Source organism: Belnapia arida (assembly GCF_016773205.1).
Taxonomy (GTDB): Bacteria; Pseudomonadota; Alphaproteobacteria; order Acetobacterales; family Acetobacteraceae; genus Belnapia; species Belnapia arida.
Genome location: NZ_JAETWB010000003.1, coordinates 280,682 through 293,768, shown reverse-complemented (window position 1 = coordinate 293,768; position 13,087 = coordinate 280,682). Strand labels below are relative to the sequence as shown.

12 protein-coding genes are annotated in these 13,087 nt (G+C 72.0%); 1 reads left to right on the top strand and 11 read right to left on the bottom strand.

Features of this window, described 5'->3' with window-relative positions; translation table 11 throughout:
- Positions 1-29: 29 nt before the first annotated feature.
- From serA to JMJ56_RS11130, 6 genes are all read right to left on the bottom strand, one after another.
- Positions 30-1,616 carry a phosphoglycerate dehydrogenase gene (gene serA, locus JMJ56_RS11155; protein ID WP_202831678.1) on the bottom strand — a complete coding sequence of 529 codons (1,587 nt, stop codon included), beginning with the start codon at positions 1,614-1,616 and terminating at the stop codon, positions 30-32.
- Positions 1,616-2,824 (bottom strand): phosphoserine transaminase, encoded by a 1,209-nt coding sequence (locus JMJ56_RS11150; RefSeq protein ID WP_202831677.1) that lies wholly within the window; start codon positions 2,822-2,824, stop codon positions 1,616-1,618. The genes serA and JMJ56_RS11150 overlap by 1 nt, the downstream gene beginning before the upstream one ends.
- Positions 2,825-2,890: 66 nt before the next feature.
- Positions 2,891-3,676, bottom strand: coding sequence for a DUF1217 domain-containing protein (locus tag JMJ56_RS11145; protein WP_202831676.1), 786 nt, complete (start codon positions 3,674-3,676; stop codon positions 2,891-2,893).
- 54 nt (positions 3,677-3,730) lie between these two features.
- The gene (locus JMJ56_RS11140) at positions 3,731-4,375 is read right to left on the bottom strand and encodes a glutathione S-transferase family protein (RefSeq protein ID WP_202831675.1); all 645 of its coding nucleotides are present in this window, start codon (positions 4,373-4,375) and stop codon (positions 3,731-3,733) included.
- Positions 4,376-4,435: 60 nt separating this feature from the next.
- A complete protein-coding gene (locus JMJ56_RS11135) occupies positions 4,436-5,362 on the bottom strand; it encodes a LysR substrate-binding domain-containing protein (protein ID WP_202831674.1) in 927 nt (308 codons plus the stop codon).
- Positions 5,363-5,369: 7 nt separating this feature from the next.
- Positions 5,370-7,004, bottom strand: coding sequence for an alpha-D-glucose phosphate-specific phosphoglucomutase (locus JMJ56_RS11130; protein ID WP_202831673.1), 1,635 nt, complete (start codon positions 7,002-7,004; stop codon positions 5,370-5,372).
- Positions 7,005-7,111: 107 nt separating this feature from the next.
- Between JMJ56_RS11130 and JMJ56_RS11125 the strand changes: the two genes are divergently transcribed.
- Positions 7,112-8,134, top strand: coding sequence for an AI-2E family transporter (locus JMJ56_RS11125; RefSeq protein WP_202831672.1), 1,023 nt, complete (start codon positions 7,112-7,114; stop codon positions 8,132-8,134).
- Between the two features lie 14 nt (positions 8,135-8,148).
- Here the strand turns inward: JMJ56_RS11125 and JMJ56_RS11120 are convergent, their stop codons facing one another.
- The 5 genes from JMJ56_RS11120 to folP all read right to left on the bottom strand — a co-directional run bounded on the left by JMJ56_RS11120 (position 8,149) and on the right by folP (position 13,071).
- Positions 8,149-8,784: a LysE family translocator gene (locus tag JMJ56_RS11120; RefSeq protein ID WP_202831671.1), complete on the bottom strand. Its 636-nt coding sequence runs from the start codon at positions 8,782-8,784 to the stop codon at positions 8,149-8,151.
- A 154-nt stretch (positions 8,785-8,938) separates the two neighbouring features.
- The gene (locus JMJ56_RS11115; RefSeq protein WP_202831670.1) at positions 8,939-9,823 is read right to left on the bottom strand and encodes a PhzF family phenazine biosynthesis protein; all 885 of its coding nucleotides are present in this window, start codon (positions 9,821-9,823) and stop codon (positions 8,939-8,941) included.
- A complete protein-coding gene (gene thiD, locus JMJ56_RS11110; protein WP_202831669.1) occupies positions 9,820-10,617 on the bottom strand; it encodes a bifunctional hydroxymethylpyrimidine kinase/phosphomethylpyrimidine kinase in 798 nt (265 codons plus the stop codon). The genes JMJ56_RS11115 and thiD overlap by 4 nt, the downstream gene beginning before the upstream one ends.
- A complete protein-coding gene (gene glmM, locus JMJ56_RS11105; RefSeq protein WP_202831668.1) occupies positions 10,618-11,976 on the bottom strand; it encodes a phosphoglucosamine mutase in 1,359 nt (452 codons plus the stop codon).
- 9 nt (positions 11,977-11,985) lie between these two features.
- Positions 11,986-13,071 carry a dihydropteroate synthase gene (gene folP / locus JMJ56_RS11100; protein WP_202831667.1) on the bottom strand — a complete coding sequence of 362 codons (1,086 nt, stop codon included), beginning with the start codon at positions 13,069-13,071 and terminating at the stop codon, positions 11,986-11,988.
- Positions 13,072-13,087 lie beyond the last annotated feature (16 nt).

The following is a 13,087-nucleotide window of genomic DNA, read 5'->3' as shown; positions in this document are numbered from 1 at the left end:
GGAGAGGGGGCCGGAGCCCCCTTCCCCGTTCAGAAGCGCAGCGCGGTCGCCTGCACCACGAGCGGCAGGCCGCGCACCTCGGCCAGGACTGGCTCCGGCATCGGCCCGTCGAGGGAGACGAGGCAGATGGCGTCGCCCCCCTGGGCCGCGCGGCCGAGGTGGAAGGTGGCGATGTTGATGCCGGCATTGGCCAGCGTCATGCCGAAGCGGCCGATGAAGCCGGGCTTGTCCTGGTTGGTGACGTAGAGCATGTCGGGCGCGAAGTCGGCCTCGACGGCGATGCCCTTGATCTCGACCAGGCGCGGCTTCGCATCGCCGACCAGCGTGCCGGCGACGCTGCGGGTGCGGCCTTCCGTCACCACCGTGACGCGGAGCAGCGTGGCATAGTCGCCGCGGCGCTCGTGGACGGTCTCGGCGACCTCCATGCCGCGCTCCTTCGCCACCACCGGCGCGTTCACCATGTTGACCGCGCCCATCAGCGGGGTCAGCACGCCGGCCAGGGCCGCCGCCGTCAGCGGGCGGCGGTTGAGTTCGGCGACGTGGCCCTCGTATTCGACGCGGATGGAGCGGATGGCGTCGTCCTGCGCGGCCGTGAGCTGCCCGGCCATGGCGCCGAGCAGGCGGGCCAGCTCCATGTAGGGCTTGAGGCGGGGGGCTTCCTCCGCCGTCACGCTCGGCATGTTGATGGCGTTGGAGACGGCGCCGGTCAGCAGGTAATCGGCCATCTGGTCGGCAACCTGCAGGGCGACATTCTCCTGCGCCTCGGCCGTCGCGGCGCCGAGATGCGGGGTGCAGACGACATTCTCGAGGGCGAAGAGCGGGCTGTCGGTCGCCGGCTCCGTCTCGAAGACGTCGAGGGCGGCGCCGGCGACATGGCCAGATTGCAGCGCCTCGGCCAGCGCCTGCTCATCGACCAGCCCGCCGCGGGCGCAGTTGACGATGCGGACGCCGCGCTTCAATCGCGCGATGTTCTGGCGGCTGAGGATGTTGCGCGTCTGCTCGGTCAGCGGCGTATGCAGCGTGACGATGTCGGCGCGTTCCAGCAGCTCGTTCAGCTCGACTTTCTCGACGCCGATCTCGACCGCGCGCTTCTCCGACAGGAAGGGGTCGTAGGCCACCACCTTCATGTGCAGCCCGACGGCGCGATCGGCGACGATGGAGCCGATATTGCCGCAGCCGATGAGGCCGAGCGTCTTGCCGAAGAGCTCGACGCCCATGAAGCGGTTCTTCTCCCACTTGCCGGCCTTGGTGGAGGCCGAAGCCTCCGGGATCTGGCGGGCGAGGGCGAAGATCATCGCAATCGCATGTTCGGCGGTGGTGATGGCGTTGCCGTAGGGCGTGTTCATCACCACGACGCCGCGGGCGGTGGCGCTCGTCACGTCGACATTGTCGACGCCGATGCCGGCGCGGCCGACGACCTTGAGGCCGGGCGCGGCGTCGAGCAGCTCGCGCGTCACCTTGGTCGCGCTGCGGACGGCGAGGCCGTCATAGGGCGCGATGATGGCGCGCAGCTCGGCGGGGGAGAGGCCGGGCCGGAAATCGACCTCGATGCCGCGCCGCTTGAAGATCTCGATGGCGGCGGGGGAGAGCTTGTCGGAGATGAGGACGCGCGGCATCAGGCGGCGGCCTTCTGCTGCTCGGCCTCGACCTGCGCGAAGGCCCAGTCGAGCCAAGGAAGCAGGGCCTCGATGTCGGCGGTTTCGACGGTGGCGCCGCCCCAGATGCGGAGGCCCGGGGGCGCATCGCGGTAGTTGGCGGCGTCGAGGGCGACGCCCTCCTTGTCGAGCAGGCTGGCGAGGGACTTCGCCGCCTTGGCCTGGGCCTCCGCATCGAGGGCGGTGAACCAGGGAGCCGCGATCTTCAGGCAGATGGAGGTGCAGGAACGGTTCGCCGCGTCCTCGGCCAGGAAGTCGACCCAGGGGGTGCGCGCGACCCAGCCGGCGATGGCGGCGAGGTTGGCCTCGGAGCGGGCGATCAGCGCCGGGAGGCCGCCGATGGACTCGGCCCAGCGGAGGCCATCCAGCGCGTCCTCGACGGCGAGCATGGAGGGGGTGTTGATGGTCTCGCCCTTGAAGATGTCCTCGTTCAGCTTGCCGTCCTTGGTCATGCGGAAAATCTTCGGCATGGGCCAGGCGGGCTTGTGGGATTCGAGGCGTTCGACGGCGCGGGGGCTCAGGGCGAGCATGCCGTGGGCCGCTTCGCCGCCGAGGACCTTCTGCCAGGACCAGGTGACGACATCGAGCTTCGACCAGGGGAGGTCCATGGCGAAGGCGGCGCTGGTCGCGTCGCAGATGGCGAGGCCCTGGCGATCGGCTGCAATCCAGTCGGCGTTGGGGAGACGGACGCCGCTCGTCGTGCCGTTCCAGACGAAGACCACGTCACGGGCGGCATCGGCCGAGGCAAGGTCGGGGAGCTGGCCGTAGGGGGCAGAGATGACGCGGGCATCGGGCAGCTTGAGCTGCTTCACGATGTCGGTGCCCCAATCCTTGGAGAAGCTCTCCCAGGCCAGGACATCGACGCCGCGGGCGCCGAGCAGGGACCAGAGGGCCATCTCCACCGCGCCGGTGTCGGAGGCGGGGACGATGCCGAGGCGCCAGTCGGCGGGCATGCCGAGCACGGCCTTGCTGCGGGTGATGACCTCGGCGAGGCGGGCCTTGGGGCCGGCGGCGCGGTGGCTGCGGCCGAGATAGGCGCCGGAGAGGGCGTCGAGGCTCCAGCCCGGGCGCTTGGCGCAGGGGCCGGACGAGAAGCTTGGATTGGCCGGCCTCACGGCCGGCAGGGGGGGATTCGCCGGACGGAGTCCAGGCTTGGTGGCGCTTGCCATGATGCAGCTCCCTTCCAGAAGCGGATGCGCCCCGGTGGGGGGGCGTGGCCCATCGCAAGCCGTAGATCAGGCCAGCAGCGAGAGCAAGGGGTTTGATGCGCCGCCGGAGGACCCGCCGGCGGCGGCGATGACGTAGCGCTCGGCGAGCTTCTGCAAGGCCTTCGGGTCCTTGAGGTCGGCGAGCTTCAGGCGGGAGGTGATGGCGGCGGCCTGGGTCTCGATCGGCTGCACGACCATGGAATTGGGCAGGCCCAGCGCGCCGGTGACGACGCGGCGCAGCACCGTATTGCCGAGGATGTTGTAGACGTTGGTCTCGCCCTTGGCGTTCTGCAGGAAGTAGAGCGCGTCGGAGATGCCGGCATTCCGGTCGTCGAGGCCAGTGCGGTACTGATACTCGACGAAGCCGTCCATCATCTGCCGCTGGACCTTCGGGTCCTGCAATCCGGCAAGGCCCTTGGCCTTGAGGTCGAGCGTCCTGGCGGCGGTGGCGAAGCGCTTGTCGAGGCTGGCGAGCAGGCCCTTGGGGTCCTTCGGGTCGGCGGTGAGCGCCTTCTGCACCAGCCCGGGATAGGCCGCCTGGTCGGCGAGGCCGAGGGCGGGGAGCAGGACGTTCAGCACGCGCGGGTCCTGCAGGGCAGTCTTCACGTCGCGGGCCTTGGCGATGGCCGCCTGGAACTGCTTCAGCGCGGTGATGGTGACCGGGTCCTTCCTCTCCTGGGCGATGCCCTTGGTGGTGGCGCCGGCCGCCTGGGCAGCCTTCAGCGCGGCGAGGCCGGAGGCCGGGTCGCCGGTATTGGCGGCGGTGTCCGAGCCGCCGAGGAGGGCCGACACCAGGGAGGCGGTGAGCTGCATGCCACCTGCCAACGTGACGGCTGCGGATTGCGATGCGGTTAAGGGCGGGCAGGGTCAGGCATAGCGGCGAAGGCGCTCGCCCGGCAGCAGATCGTAAGGTGCCTGCCAGCCGGGTAGGGCAGCGATCCGCTGCAGCCAGGCCTGCACGGCCGGATAGTCGGTTGCCAGGTCGTAACCGGCCTCCTCCTTCGGGAAGAGCAGGTAGCCGCACATCGACAGGTCGGCGACGGACGGGGCGTCGCCGGCGATGAAGGGCCGCTCCGCCACCTCGCCCGCGAGGATGCCGAGGAAATCATCGATCCGTCCGCGCAGATAGGCCTGCACCTGCAGATCGGGCGAGGGGGTGAAGGCGCGGCGGTAGCGATAGGCGGCCATGAAGCCGCTGAGCTTCTGGTTGTCCCAGAACAGCCAGCGCAGCACCTCGAAGCGCTCACGCTCGTCGCGCCCGCCGAAACGCCCGTGCCGCTCGGCGAGGCGGAGCAGGATCGGCCCGGTCTGGGTCAGGCGCGTGCCGTCCTCCTCGAGCACGGGGATCTCGCCCATCGGGTTGATGCTGGCCCGCCAGGCTGCGCTGCGCGTGACGCCGCCGCCGAAATCGGTCCAGACCGGCTCGAAGGACTGGCCGCAGAGCGTGAGCATCAGCGCGAGCTTGTAGCTGTTCCCGGATTCCGGGAAGTAGTGCAGCCGGTAGCGGGTCATCGGTGGTCCTGTCCTGCGCGAAGCCTCCGGAGGTTAGGCGGAGGCCGGCGACGCCGCCATTCAGTTCGCGGCCCCGAGGCTTGCACCGCGTGCAAGCCCCGCGCTCGCGGCGAAGGCGGCGGCCTCCTCCACCAGCCAGTCGCGGAGCAGGGCGATGCTGCGATCCCTCGGGCCGCGGCCCGGGCGGCGGACGAGGTGGAACTGCCGGGCCATGCGCAGCGGGGCGGGGAGCAGCGGGCGGAGGCGGCCGCTGGCGAGATAGGGCTGCACCACGCCGTCCAGCCCGAGGGCTATGCCCATGCCGGCGGCCGCGGCCTCGTAGACGAGCTGGAGGTTGTCGAAGCTGCGGCATCCCGCGGGCACGGCCGCGATCCCGGCGGCGGCGAACCATTCCTGCCAGAACTCGGCCTGGTGGTGGGAGCCGATGAGCGCGCATTGGAGCAGGTCGCGCGGCTGGCACAGGTCGGCAGGGAAGCCGGGGCTGGCGACCGGGACGCCGTGCACGGGGAGGAAAGGCTCGCTCGCCAGTCCGGGCCAAGGGCCGCAGCCGAGGCGGATGGCGCAATCGAGTTCGGGCCGCGCCCGCAGGTCGGCAAGTTCGGCCGAGGTTTCGATCTCGACCTCGACGCCGCCATGCCGCGCCTGGAACCCCGCGAGCCGCGGCAGGAGCCAGTGCACCGCGAAGCTTGGCATCACGCTGATCCGGATCGCCTGCCGCCGTCCCTGGTGACGGGCCGCCTCGGTCACCTGTTGCAGCGCCTCCCAGGCCGGGGCGAGCGCGGCGTGATAGGCGGTGCCGGCCTCGGTCAGGGCGAGGCCGCGCGGCAGGCGCCGGAACAGCGGCAGCCCGAGATGCGCCTCGATCTGCCGGATGCGGCGGCTGAGGGCGGGCACCGTCAGGCCCATCCCGGGCGCGGCCTCGGCGAGGCTGCCGCAGCGCGCCACCGCCACGAAGGCCTCCATCGCACCGAGGGGGAGGCGACGCATGGGCCGGTCAGGTGACGACGGAGGGCGCGTCGCGGCCGGTGTGGCGGGCGATGCCGGCGATCTCCTGCGCGGCGGCGATGACCGGGGCGAGCACCTCCTGCACCGGCATTGCGTGGCGTGATGGGTCCGGCTCGAAGCGTTCGAGATAGACGCGCAGCGTGGCGCCGACCGTGCCGGTGCCGGAGAGGCGGAAGACGGCGCGGGCATCCTCGGCGAAGAGGATGCGCACGCCCTGCGCGGCAGTGACGGAGCCGTCGACCGGATCGGCATAGGCGAAGTCGTCGGCCTCCGCGATGGTGAGGCCGCCGACCTTTTGGCCAGGGAGCGTCGGCAGGCGCTCGCGCAGCGAGGCCATCAGCGCGTTCGCCGCCGTGGCGTCGACCTCCTCGTAGTCATGGCGTGTGTAGTAGTCGCGGCCGTACTCGGCCCAGTGTTCGAGCAGGATGGCATCGGCTCGCTTGCCGGTGGCAGCGAGGATGTCGAGCCAGAGCAGCACGGCCCAGAGCCCGTCCTTCTCCCGCACATGGTCGGAGCCGGTGCCGGCGCTCTCCTCGCCGCAGAGGGTGATGCGGCCGGAATCGAGCAGGTTGCCGAAGAACTTCCACCCCGTCGGCGTCTCGAAGCAGGGAATGCCGAGGCGCTTCGCCACGCGGTCCACCGCGCGGCTGGTCGGCATGGAGCGGGCGACGCCGGCAAGGCCCCGCGCGTAGCCCGGGGCGAGATGCGCCTGCGCGGCGAGGATGGCGAGGCTGTCGCTCGGGGTGACGAAATGGCCGGGGGCGACGATCATGTTGCGGTCGCCGTCGCCGTCGGAGGCGGCGCCGAAATCGGGGGCGTCGGCGCCCATCATCTCGGCCATCAGCGCCTCGGCATGGACCGGGTTGGGGTCAGGGTGATTGCCGCCGAAATCGGGCAGCGGCACCGCGTTGATCACCGTGCCGGCGGGGGCGCCGAGGCGGCGTTCCAGGATCTCCTGCGCATAGGGTCCGGTGACGGCGGAAAGCGCGTCGAAGCGCATGCGGAAGCCGCGGCGGAACAGGCCGGCGATGCGGTCGGCATCGACCAGCGTCTCCATCAGCGCGGCGTAATTGGCGACGGGGTCGACGACCATCGCCACCATGCCCTCGATGCGCGTCTCGCCGATGCGGTCGAGGTCGAGGTCGGGGGTGTCGGTGGTGCGATACTCCGTCAGCGTGGAGGCGCGGCGGTGGATGGCACTCGTCACCTCCTCCGGCGCAGGGCCGCCATTCGCCATGTTGTACTTGATGCCGAAATCGCCATCCGGCCCGCCGGGATTGTGGCTGGCCGAGAGGATGATGCCGCCGATGGCGCCGCTTGAGCGGATGAGCGCGGAGGCGGCCGGCGTCGAGAGCAGGCCGCCCTGGCCGATCAGCAGGCGGCCTGTGCCGTTGGCGGCGGCGAGGCGGATCGCCGTCTGGATGGCCTCGCGGTTCAGGTAGCGGCCGTCACCGCCGAGCACGAGCGTCGCGCCGCGCAGCCCCTCGCTCGCCGTCTCCAGGATCGCCTGGATGAAATTCTCGATGTAGCGCGGCTGCTGGAAGACCGTGACCTTCTTGCGCAGCCCCGAGGTGCCGGGCTTCTGGTCGGCGAAGGGGCTGGTGGCGACGGTACGGACGGGCATCGGTGGTCTCCGGCTGGCGGGCGCATCATAGCGCCGGGGCGGGGAATGGCGATTCACCGCGGACGAAACGCGAGGGAACCGATCCGGCTCCCGGCTGTTCGCGGTGCATGACCCGATCCCAGGCTTCCGTCCTCATCCTGCTCGGCCTGCTGCTGATGCTGTTCTGGCTGGCGCCGGAGGTGCCGCTGCTTGGCTTCGCCGCGGTGCTGCTGGCGCTCGCCCTGCATGCGGGCGGCGAGCCGCTGGCACGGAAGGCGGGATTGCCGGGCTGGGCGGGGGTGTTGATTGTCGCCGTGCTGGTGATGGCGGCGATCGGCCTGGCCGGTTGGGCGGCGGCGGGGCCGTTGACCGAGCAGGCGCGGGAGTTGGGCCAGCAACTGCCGAAGAGCCTCGAAACCCTGCGCGGCCGGCTCGCCGACACGGGCTGGGGCGACTGGCTGCTGCACCAGGCCGATCCGGGACGGATCTTCGGCAGCGGCGGGGCGGAGAATGCTGCGGCGGCGGCGGCCTCGGCGGCAAGCACGACGCTTGGCGGGCTCGGCAACGTGGTGCTGGTGGTGCTGCTCGGCCTCTATCTGGCGGTGCAGCCGGAGGGCTACGTGCGGGGGCTGCGGCACCTCTTCGCGCCGCAGCTGGACGAGCCGGTGCGGGAGACGCTGGCGGAGGCGGGGCATACGCTGCGCGGCTGGCTGCTGGGCCAGGCCTTCGCCATGGTCGTCGCCGGCACGCTGACCTGGCTCGGGCTGATGCTGCTCGGCGTGCCGCTCGCCGGGCTGCTGGCGACCATCGTGGCGGTGCTGAACTTCATCCCCGTCATCGGCCCGCTGATCGCGGCGGTGCCGGCCATGCTGCTGGCGCTGACGCAGGATCCGCTGCTGCCCTTCTGGGTGCTCGGCGTCATCGTTCTGGTGCAGACCATCGAGGGGAATTTCCTGACGCCGATGGTGCAGAGCCGGACGGCGGACCTGCCCCCTGCCCTGCTGCTCGTCACCCAGGTGCTGACGGGGGCACTGTTCGGCCTGCTCGGCGTGGCGCTGGCGGCGCCGCTCTCGGCGCTGGGTCTCGTCGTCGTCCGCAAGGCCTATGTGGAGGGGTGGCTGGACTGGCCGCGGGAGAAGAAGGAGGGGTAATCCGCGCTTCCGGCTCAACGGCCGGTGCTGAAGGCGAGCCATAGGGCGACGCCGGCGAGCATCAGCGAGAGCGCGCGGCGCATGTGGTCGCGCCGGGCGCCGGCGATGAGCCAGGGCCGGAGACGGCCCGCGAGCAGCACCACGGCGACATGCACCGCCGTCGCCACCGCCAGATAGAGGCCGCCAAGGATGGCCATCTGGACCAGGATGGCGGGCACTGCGTCTCCGGCGCCCACGGGCTCCACGACGAAGCGCGGCAGGACGGAGACGAAGAAGAGGATGGATTTCGGGTTGAGCAGGTTGGCGACGAAGCCGCGCCGGAACAGCAGCGCGGCCTGCGTGCCGAGCGGGGTGTTGCCCGCCGCGTCCCCGGCCTCGCCGCGCCAGCCGTCGACTGCGAGCCAGAGCAGGTAGGCGACGCCGGCCCAGCGCAGCGCCTCATAGAGCAGCGACGAGCGGGCGATGAGGGCGCCGGCGCCGAGGCCCGCCACCAGCGCATGCACGGCGAGCCCGGCGGCGACGCCCAGGACCGCGACCAGGGCAGGCCGCGTCCCGCGCTCCAGCGAGAGCAGGGCGAGATAGGCCATGTTCGGGCCGGGCGTCAGCTCCAGCAGCAGGACGGCGAGCAGGAATTCGGCCAGTGGCGGCATGGCGTCCCGATGGGCGGTCGTGGTGCTCCTTTGTGTGGAACCACGGGCGGGTCGCGCGCAAGGTCGTTTCGATTCGCCTCACAAAGGCGCTGTGCATCTTTGTCGCGCCCGGCGGCGTCCTGGGCCTGCTCGGGACCTTGGGCGGCGACCGGCGTCAGAGCAGCGCTTCGCCGCGAAGGACGGGGACGCAGCCTCCGCCGACCGTCGCGCGGATGCCGTCTGCCGTACGGCGGGCGGTGGTGCGGAGGAGGCTCGGGCGGCCCATCTCGACTCCTTGCAGGATGTCGATTGCGTGGCGCTCGGCACTGCTGAGGGAGAGCAGGAAGCCGGTGAGCGGCGTGGCGGCGCTGCCGGTCGCGGCGTCCTCCGGCGTGCCGGCGAGGGGCGAGAACATGCGGGCGCGGAGGCGCTCGCCATCGCGCCGGTAGAGGTAGAGGGAAAGGCGGCCACCGAGGGCGGGCAGCGCCTCCACGGCACGGCGGAAGGCGGCGTGGTCGGGGGCGGCCATGGCCAGGGCTTCGGACGTGACCTCGAGCAGCACCCTCGGGTTGCCGCCATCGGAGGCGAGGGTCGGCACGTGGCGGGCGGTGAGGATGCCCGCCTCCGAAATGCAGGCGCAGGCGGCGATGAGGTCCGGCGGCAGCGTCTCGCCTATCGTCAGTGGTTGGGGGGCGGCGACGGTGGTCGTGATGACGGCGCCGGCGGCGTCGCGCCCGACCGCGATCTCGACCAGCCCGGCCGGTTGCTCGAAGCGCAGGAGGCCGTCGCGGTCGCGGTCGGCCAGGACATAGGCGGTGCCGACATTGGGATGGCCGGCGAAGGGCATCTCGGCGGTGCGGTTGAAGATGCGGACGCGGGCGGTGTTCGCGGGATCCTCAGGCGGCAGGACGAAGGTGGTCTCGCTCAGGTTGAACTCGCTGGCGAGGGCCTGCATCTCGGCATCCGAGAGCCCGCGCGCATCGGGGAAGACGGCGAGCTGGTTGCCACCGAAGCGGCGGTCGGTGAAGACGTCGAGGGTGACGAAGGGGAAGCGCCTCATGCGATGCGGCCCGGGTCGAGGGTGACGGCGTGGTTCAGCGGGCCATGGCCGCGGCCGAAGCCGGGGGCGGCGAGGATGGCGGCGCGGACATAGCGGCGGGCGCGGGCGACGGCCTCCGGCAGGGCGAGGCCCTGGGCGAGGCCGGCGGCGATGGCGCTGGCGAGCGTGCAGCCGGTACCGTGCGTGTGGCGGGTTTCGATCCGCGCATCCTCGAAGCGGATAACGCCATGGGGCGTGCCGAGCAGGTCGACGAGCACGGGGCCGGCGAGATGGCCGCCCTTCAGCAGCACCGCCCCGGCGCCGAGGGTCAGCAGCGCGGGCATGGCGGCCTGCATCTCCGCCTCGGTGGTGATGCGGAGGCCGGTCAGCACCTCGGCCTCGGGGAGGTTCGGGGTGATGAGGGCGGCGCGGGGGACGAGGCGGCGCTTCAGCGTCTCGACCGCATCGGGTTGCAGCAGCGGATGGCCGCCCTTGGCCACCATCACCGGATCGGCAACCAGCGGTATGCCGGGCGGGAGCGCGTCGCAGACGGCTTCGATGGTCGGGCTGTCGTGCAGCATGCCGGTCTTCAGCGCATCCGCCCCGAGGTCGCCGAGCACGACCTCCATCTGCTGGCGGATGAAATCGGTCGGGATGGGGAGGACGCCGTGGACGCCCTCGGTGTTCTGCGCGGTGAGCGCGGTGATCGCCGTCATGGCGAAGCCGCCGAGGGCGGTGACCGCCTTGATGTCGGCCTGGATGCCGGCGCCGCCGCCGGAATCGGAGCCGGCGACGATGAGGACCCGGCCCCGCATCTAGGCGGCGATCCGGGCGCGGATGGTGGCGGCGAGGGCTTCGACCGTCTCGGTGACGAGAGCCTCGTCCTCCGCTTCGGCCATGACGCGGATCAGCGGCTCCGTGCCGCTGGCGCGGATCAGGATGCGGCCGCGCTCGCCGAGCCGCTCCTCGAAGGCGGCGATCTCGCGCTGCACGGCATCGTCCTTCAGCGGCGAGGCGCCGGCGAAGCGGACATTGACGAGGCGCTGCGGCAGCGGGGTGAAGCGGCGGCAGACCTCGCTGGCGGGCTTGCCTTCCTGCACCAGGACCGAGAGGACCTGGAGGGCGGCGATCAGGCCGTCACCCGTCGTGGCGAAGTCGGCCATGATGACATGGCCGGATTGCTCGCCGCCGAGGTTGCAGCCGGTATCGCGCATCCGCTCGCCGACATAGCGGTCCCCGACGGCGGTGCGGAGCAGGCCGAGGCCCAGGCCCTTCAGGTGGCGCTCAAGTCCCATGTTCGACATCACCGTCGCCACCACGGCGCCGCCGCGGAGGCGCCCTTCGGCCTGCCAGGAGCCGGCGATGAGGGCGAGGATCTGGTCGCCGTCGATCAGCGCGCCGCACTCATCGACCAGCACCAGGCGGTCGGCGTCGCCGTCGAGGGCGATGCCGATATCGGCGCGGCGCTCCCGCACGAGGCCGGCGAGCTGGCCCGGCGCGGTGGAGCCGACGCCCTGGTTGATGTTGAAGCCGTCCGGCGCGACGCCGATCGGCACCACCTCGGCGCCGAGCTCCCAGAGCACCGTGGGAGCGACCTTGTAGGCGGCGCCATGGGCGCAATCGACGACGATGCGGAGGCCTTCCAGCGTCAGGCGGCGGGGGAAGCTCTGTTTGGCGGCCTCGATGTAGCGGCCGGGGGCATCCTCCAGGCGGCTGGCGCGGCCGAGGCGGGCGGGCGCGACCTGGGCGGCGGAGAGGTCGCCGGCCATCAGCGCCTCGATCTCGGCCTCCTGCGCGTCGGAGAGCTTCAGCCCGTCGGGGCCGAAGAGCTTGATGCCATTGTCCTCGAAGGGGTTGTGCGAAGCGCTGACCATCACGCCGAGATCGGCGCGGAGGCTGCGCGTCAGCAGCGCGATGGCGGGCGTCGGCATCGGGCCGACGAGGACGGCATCCATCCCGGCGCCGACGAAGCCGGCGGTCAGCGCCGGTTCCAGCATGTAGCCGGAGAGGCGCGTGTCCTTGCCGATGACGACGCGATGGCGATGGGTGCCTCGGTTGAAATACTGCCCCGCCGCCTGGCCGAGCCGGAGGGCGGTGGCGGCATCCATCGGCGCCTGGTTGGCCTTGCCACGGATGCCATCGGTGCCGAAGAGGCGGCGGGTGGGCTGGGTCATCCCGTTGGATTAGCGCCGGTCGGCGGGCGTGTCACCGGAAAGCGCGGCCTGTTGGACGCGGAGCGCCTGGACCGTCTCGGCGACGTCATGCACGCGGAGGATGGCGGCGCCCCGCGCGGCGGCGAAGAGCGCGGCGGCGACGCTGCCGGGCATGCGGGCGCGGCCCCCCTCCATGGCGCCGGAGAGGCGGCCGATGGAGCGCTTGCGCGAGGCGCCGACCAGCAACGGGCAGCCGAGGCCGGCGAGCAGCGGCAGGCGGTGCAGCAGGGCCAGGTTGTGCTCCAGCAGTTTGCCGAAGCCTAGGCCCGGGTCGAGGGCGATGCGGTGGCGCGGGATGCCGGCGGCCTCCACGGCGGCAAGCCTTTCGGCCAGGAAGTCGGCAACCTCGAGGGTGACATCGGCATAGCGCGGGTCATCTTGCATGCGGCGCGGGTCGTCGCCGAGCATGTGCATAAGGATGAGGGGGGCGCCGGCCTCTGCCACCACCCGCGCGGCCCCCGGGTCGTGGCGCAGGGCCGAGATGTCGTTGACGATTCGGGCGCCGGCGGCCAGCGCCTCCCGCATCGTTAGGGCGTTGCGGGTATCGACCGAGAGGGGGGCGAGCGGGGCGAGCGCCCGGATGACGGGAAGGATGCGGCGGCACTCCTCCTCCGGCGTGACAGGGGCGGCGCCGGGACGGGTGCTCTCGCCGCCGATGTCGAGGATGTCGGCACCGGCGGCGAGCATCGCCTGGCCTTGGGCCAGGGCGGCCGCGACCAGGGCCTCGCCTGCGAGGCCGGCGGCGAGGAGGCCGTCGCCGGAGACGCTGTCGGGGGTGACGTTGACGACGCCCATCACCAGCGGGGCCCCGCAGCCGAAGCGGGGGACGAGGCCGGCGAAGGGCGGTGGGGCCTCGATCAGCGGCGGCACCAAGCCGTGCCAGGGAGGCGGGATGGCGGTGGCGGAAACAAGGCATTCACCGCCTCGCCCGACCAGCCGGACAAGGGCGAAGGCGGTCGGGCCGCCTTGCAGCGGCAGGGCCAGGCCAGCCTCCATCGCCGCTGCCGCAGCAGGGCCGGTCAGCAGGCCGAGCGGTTCGATCCATCTGTCGGGCATCGCATCCCCCGAAACG

Excerpts from the sequence above, each read along its gene's own strand:
- serA (WP_202831678.1), bottom strand. The coding sequence starts at position 1,616 with ATGCCGCGCGTCCTCATCTCCGACAAGCTCTCCCCCGCCGCCATCGAG.
- JMJ56_RS11150 (WP_202831677.1), bottom strand. The coding sequence starts at position 2,824 with ATGGCAAGCGCCACCAAGCCTGGACTCCGTCCGGCGAATCCCCCCCTG.
- JMJ56_RS11145 (WP_202831676.1), bottom strand. The coding sequence starts at position 3,676 with ATGCAGCTCACCGCCTCCCTGGTGTCGGCCCTCCTCGGCGGCTCGGAC.
- JMJ56_RS11140 (WP_202831675.1), bottom strand. The coding sequence starts at position 4,375 with ATGACCCGCTACCGGCTGCACTACTTCCCGGAATCCGGGAACAGCTAC.
- JMJ56_RS11135 (WP_202831674.1), bottom strand. The coding sequence starts at position 5,362 with ATGCGTCGCCTCCCCCTCGGTGCGATGGAGGCCTTCGTGGCGGTGGCG.
- JMJ56_RS11130 (WP_202831673.1), bottom strand. The coding sequence starts at position 7,004 with ATGCCCGTCCGTACCGTCGCCACCAGCCCCTTCGCCGACCAGAAGCCC.
- JMJ56_RS11125 (WP_202831672.1), top strand. The coding sequence starts at position 7,112 with ATGACCCGATCCCAGGCTTCCGTCCTCATCCTGCTCGGCCTGCTGCTG.
- JMJ56_RS11120 (WP_202831671.1), bottom strand. The coding sequence starts at position 8,784 with ATGCCGCCACTGGCCGAATTCCTGCTCGCCGTCCTGCTGCTGGAGCTG.
- JMJ56_RS11115 (WP_202831670.1), bottom strand. The coding sequence starts at position 9,823 with ATGAGGCGCTTCCCCTTCGTCACCCTCGACGTCTTCACCGACCGCCGC.
- thiD (WP_202831669.1), bottom strand. The coding sequence starts at position 10,617 with ATGCGGGGCCGGGTCCTCATCGTCGCCGGCTCCGATTCCGGCGGCGGC.
- glmM (WP_202831668.1), bottom strand. The coding sequence starts at position 11,976 with ATGACCCAGCCCACCCGCCGCCTCTTCGGCACCGATGGCATCCGTGGC.
- folP (WP_202831667.1), bottom strand. The coding sequence starts at position 13,071 with ATGCCCGACAGATGGATCGAACCGCTCGGCCTGCTGACCGGCCCTGCT.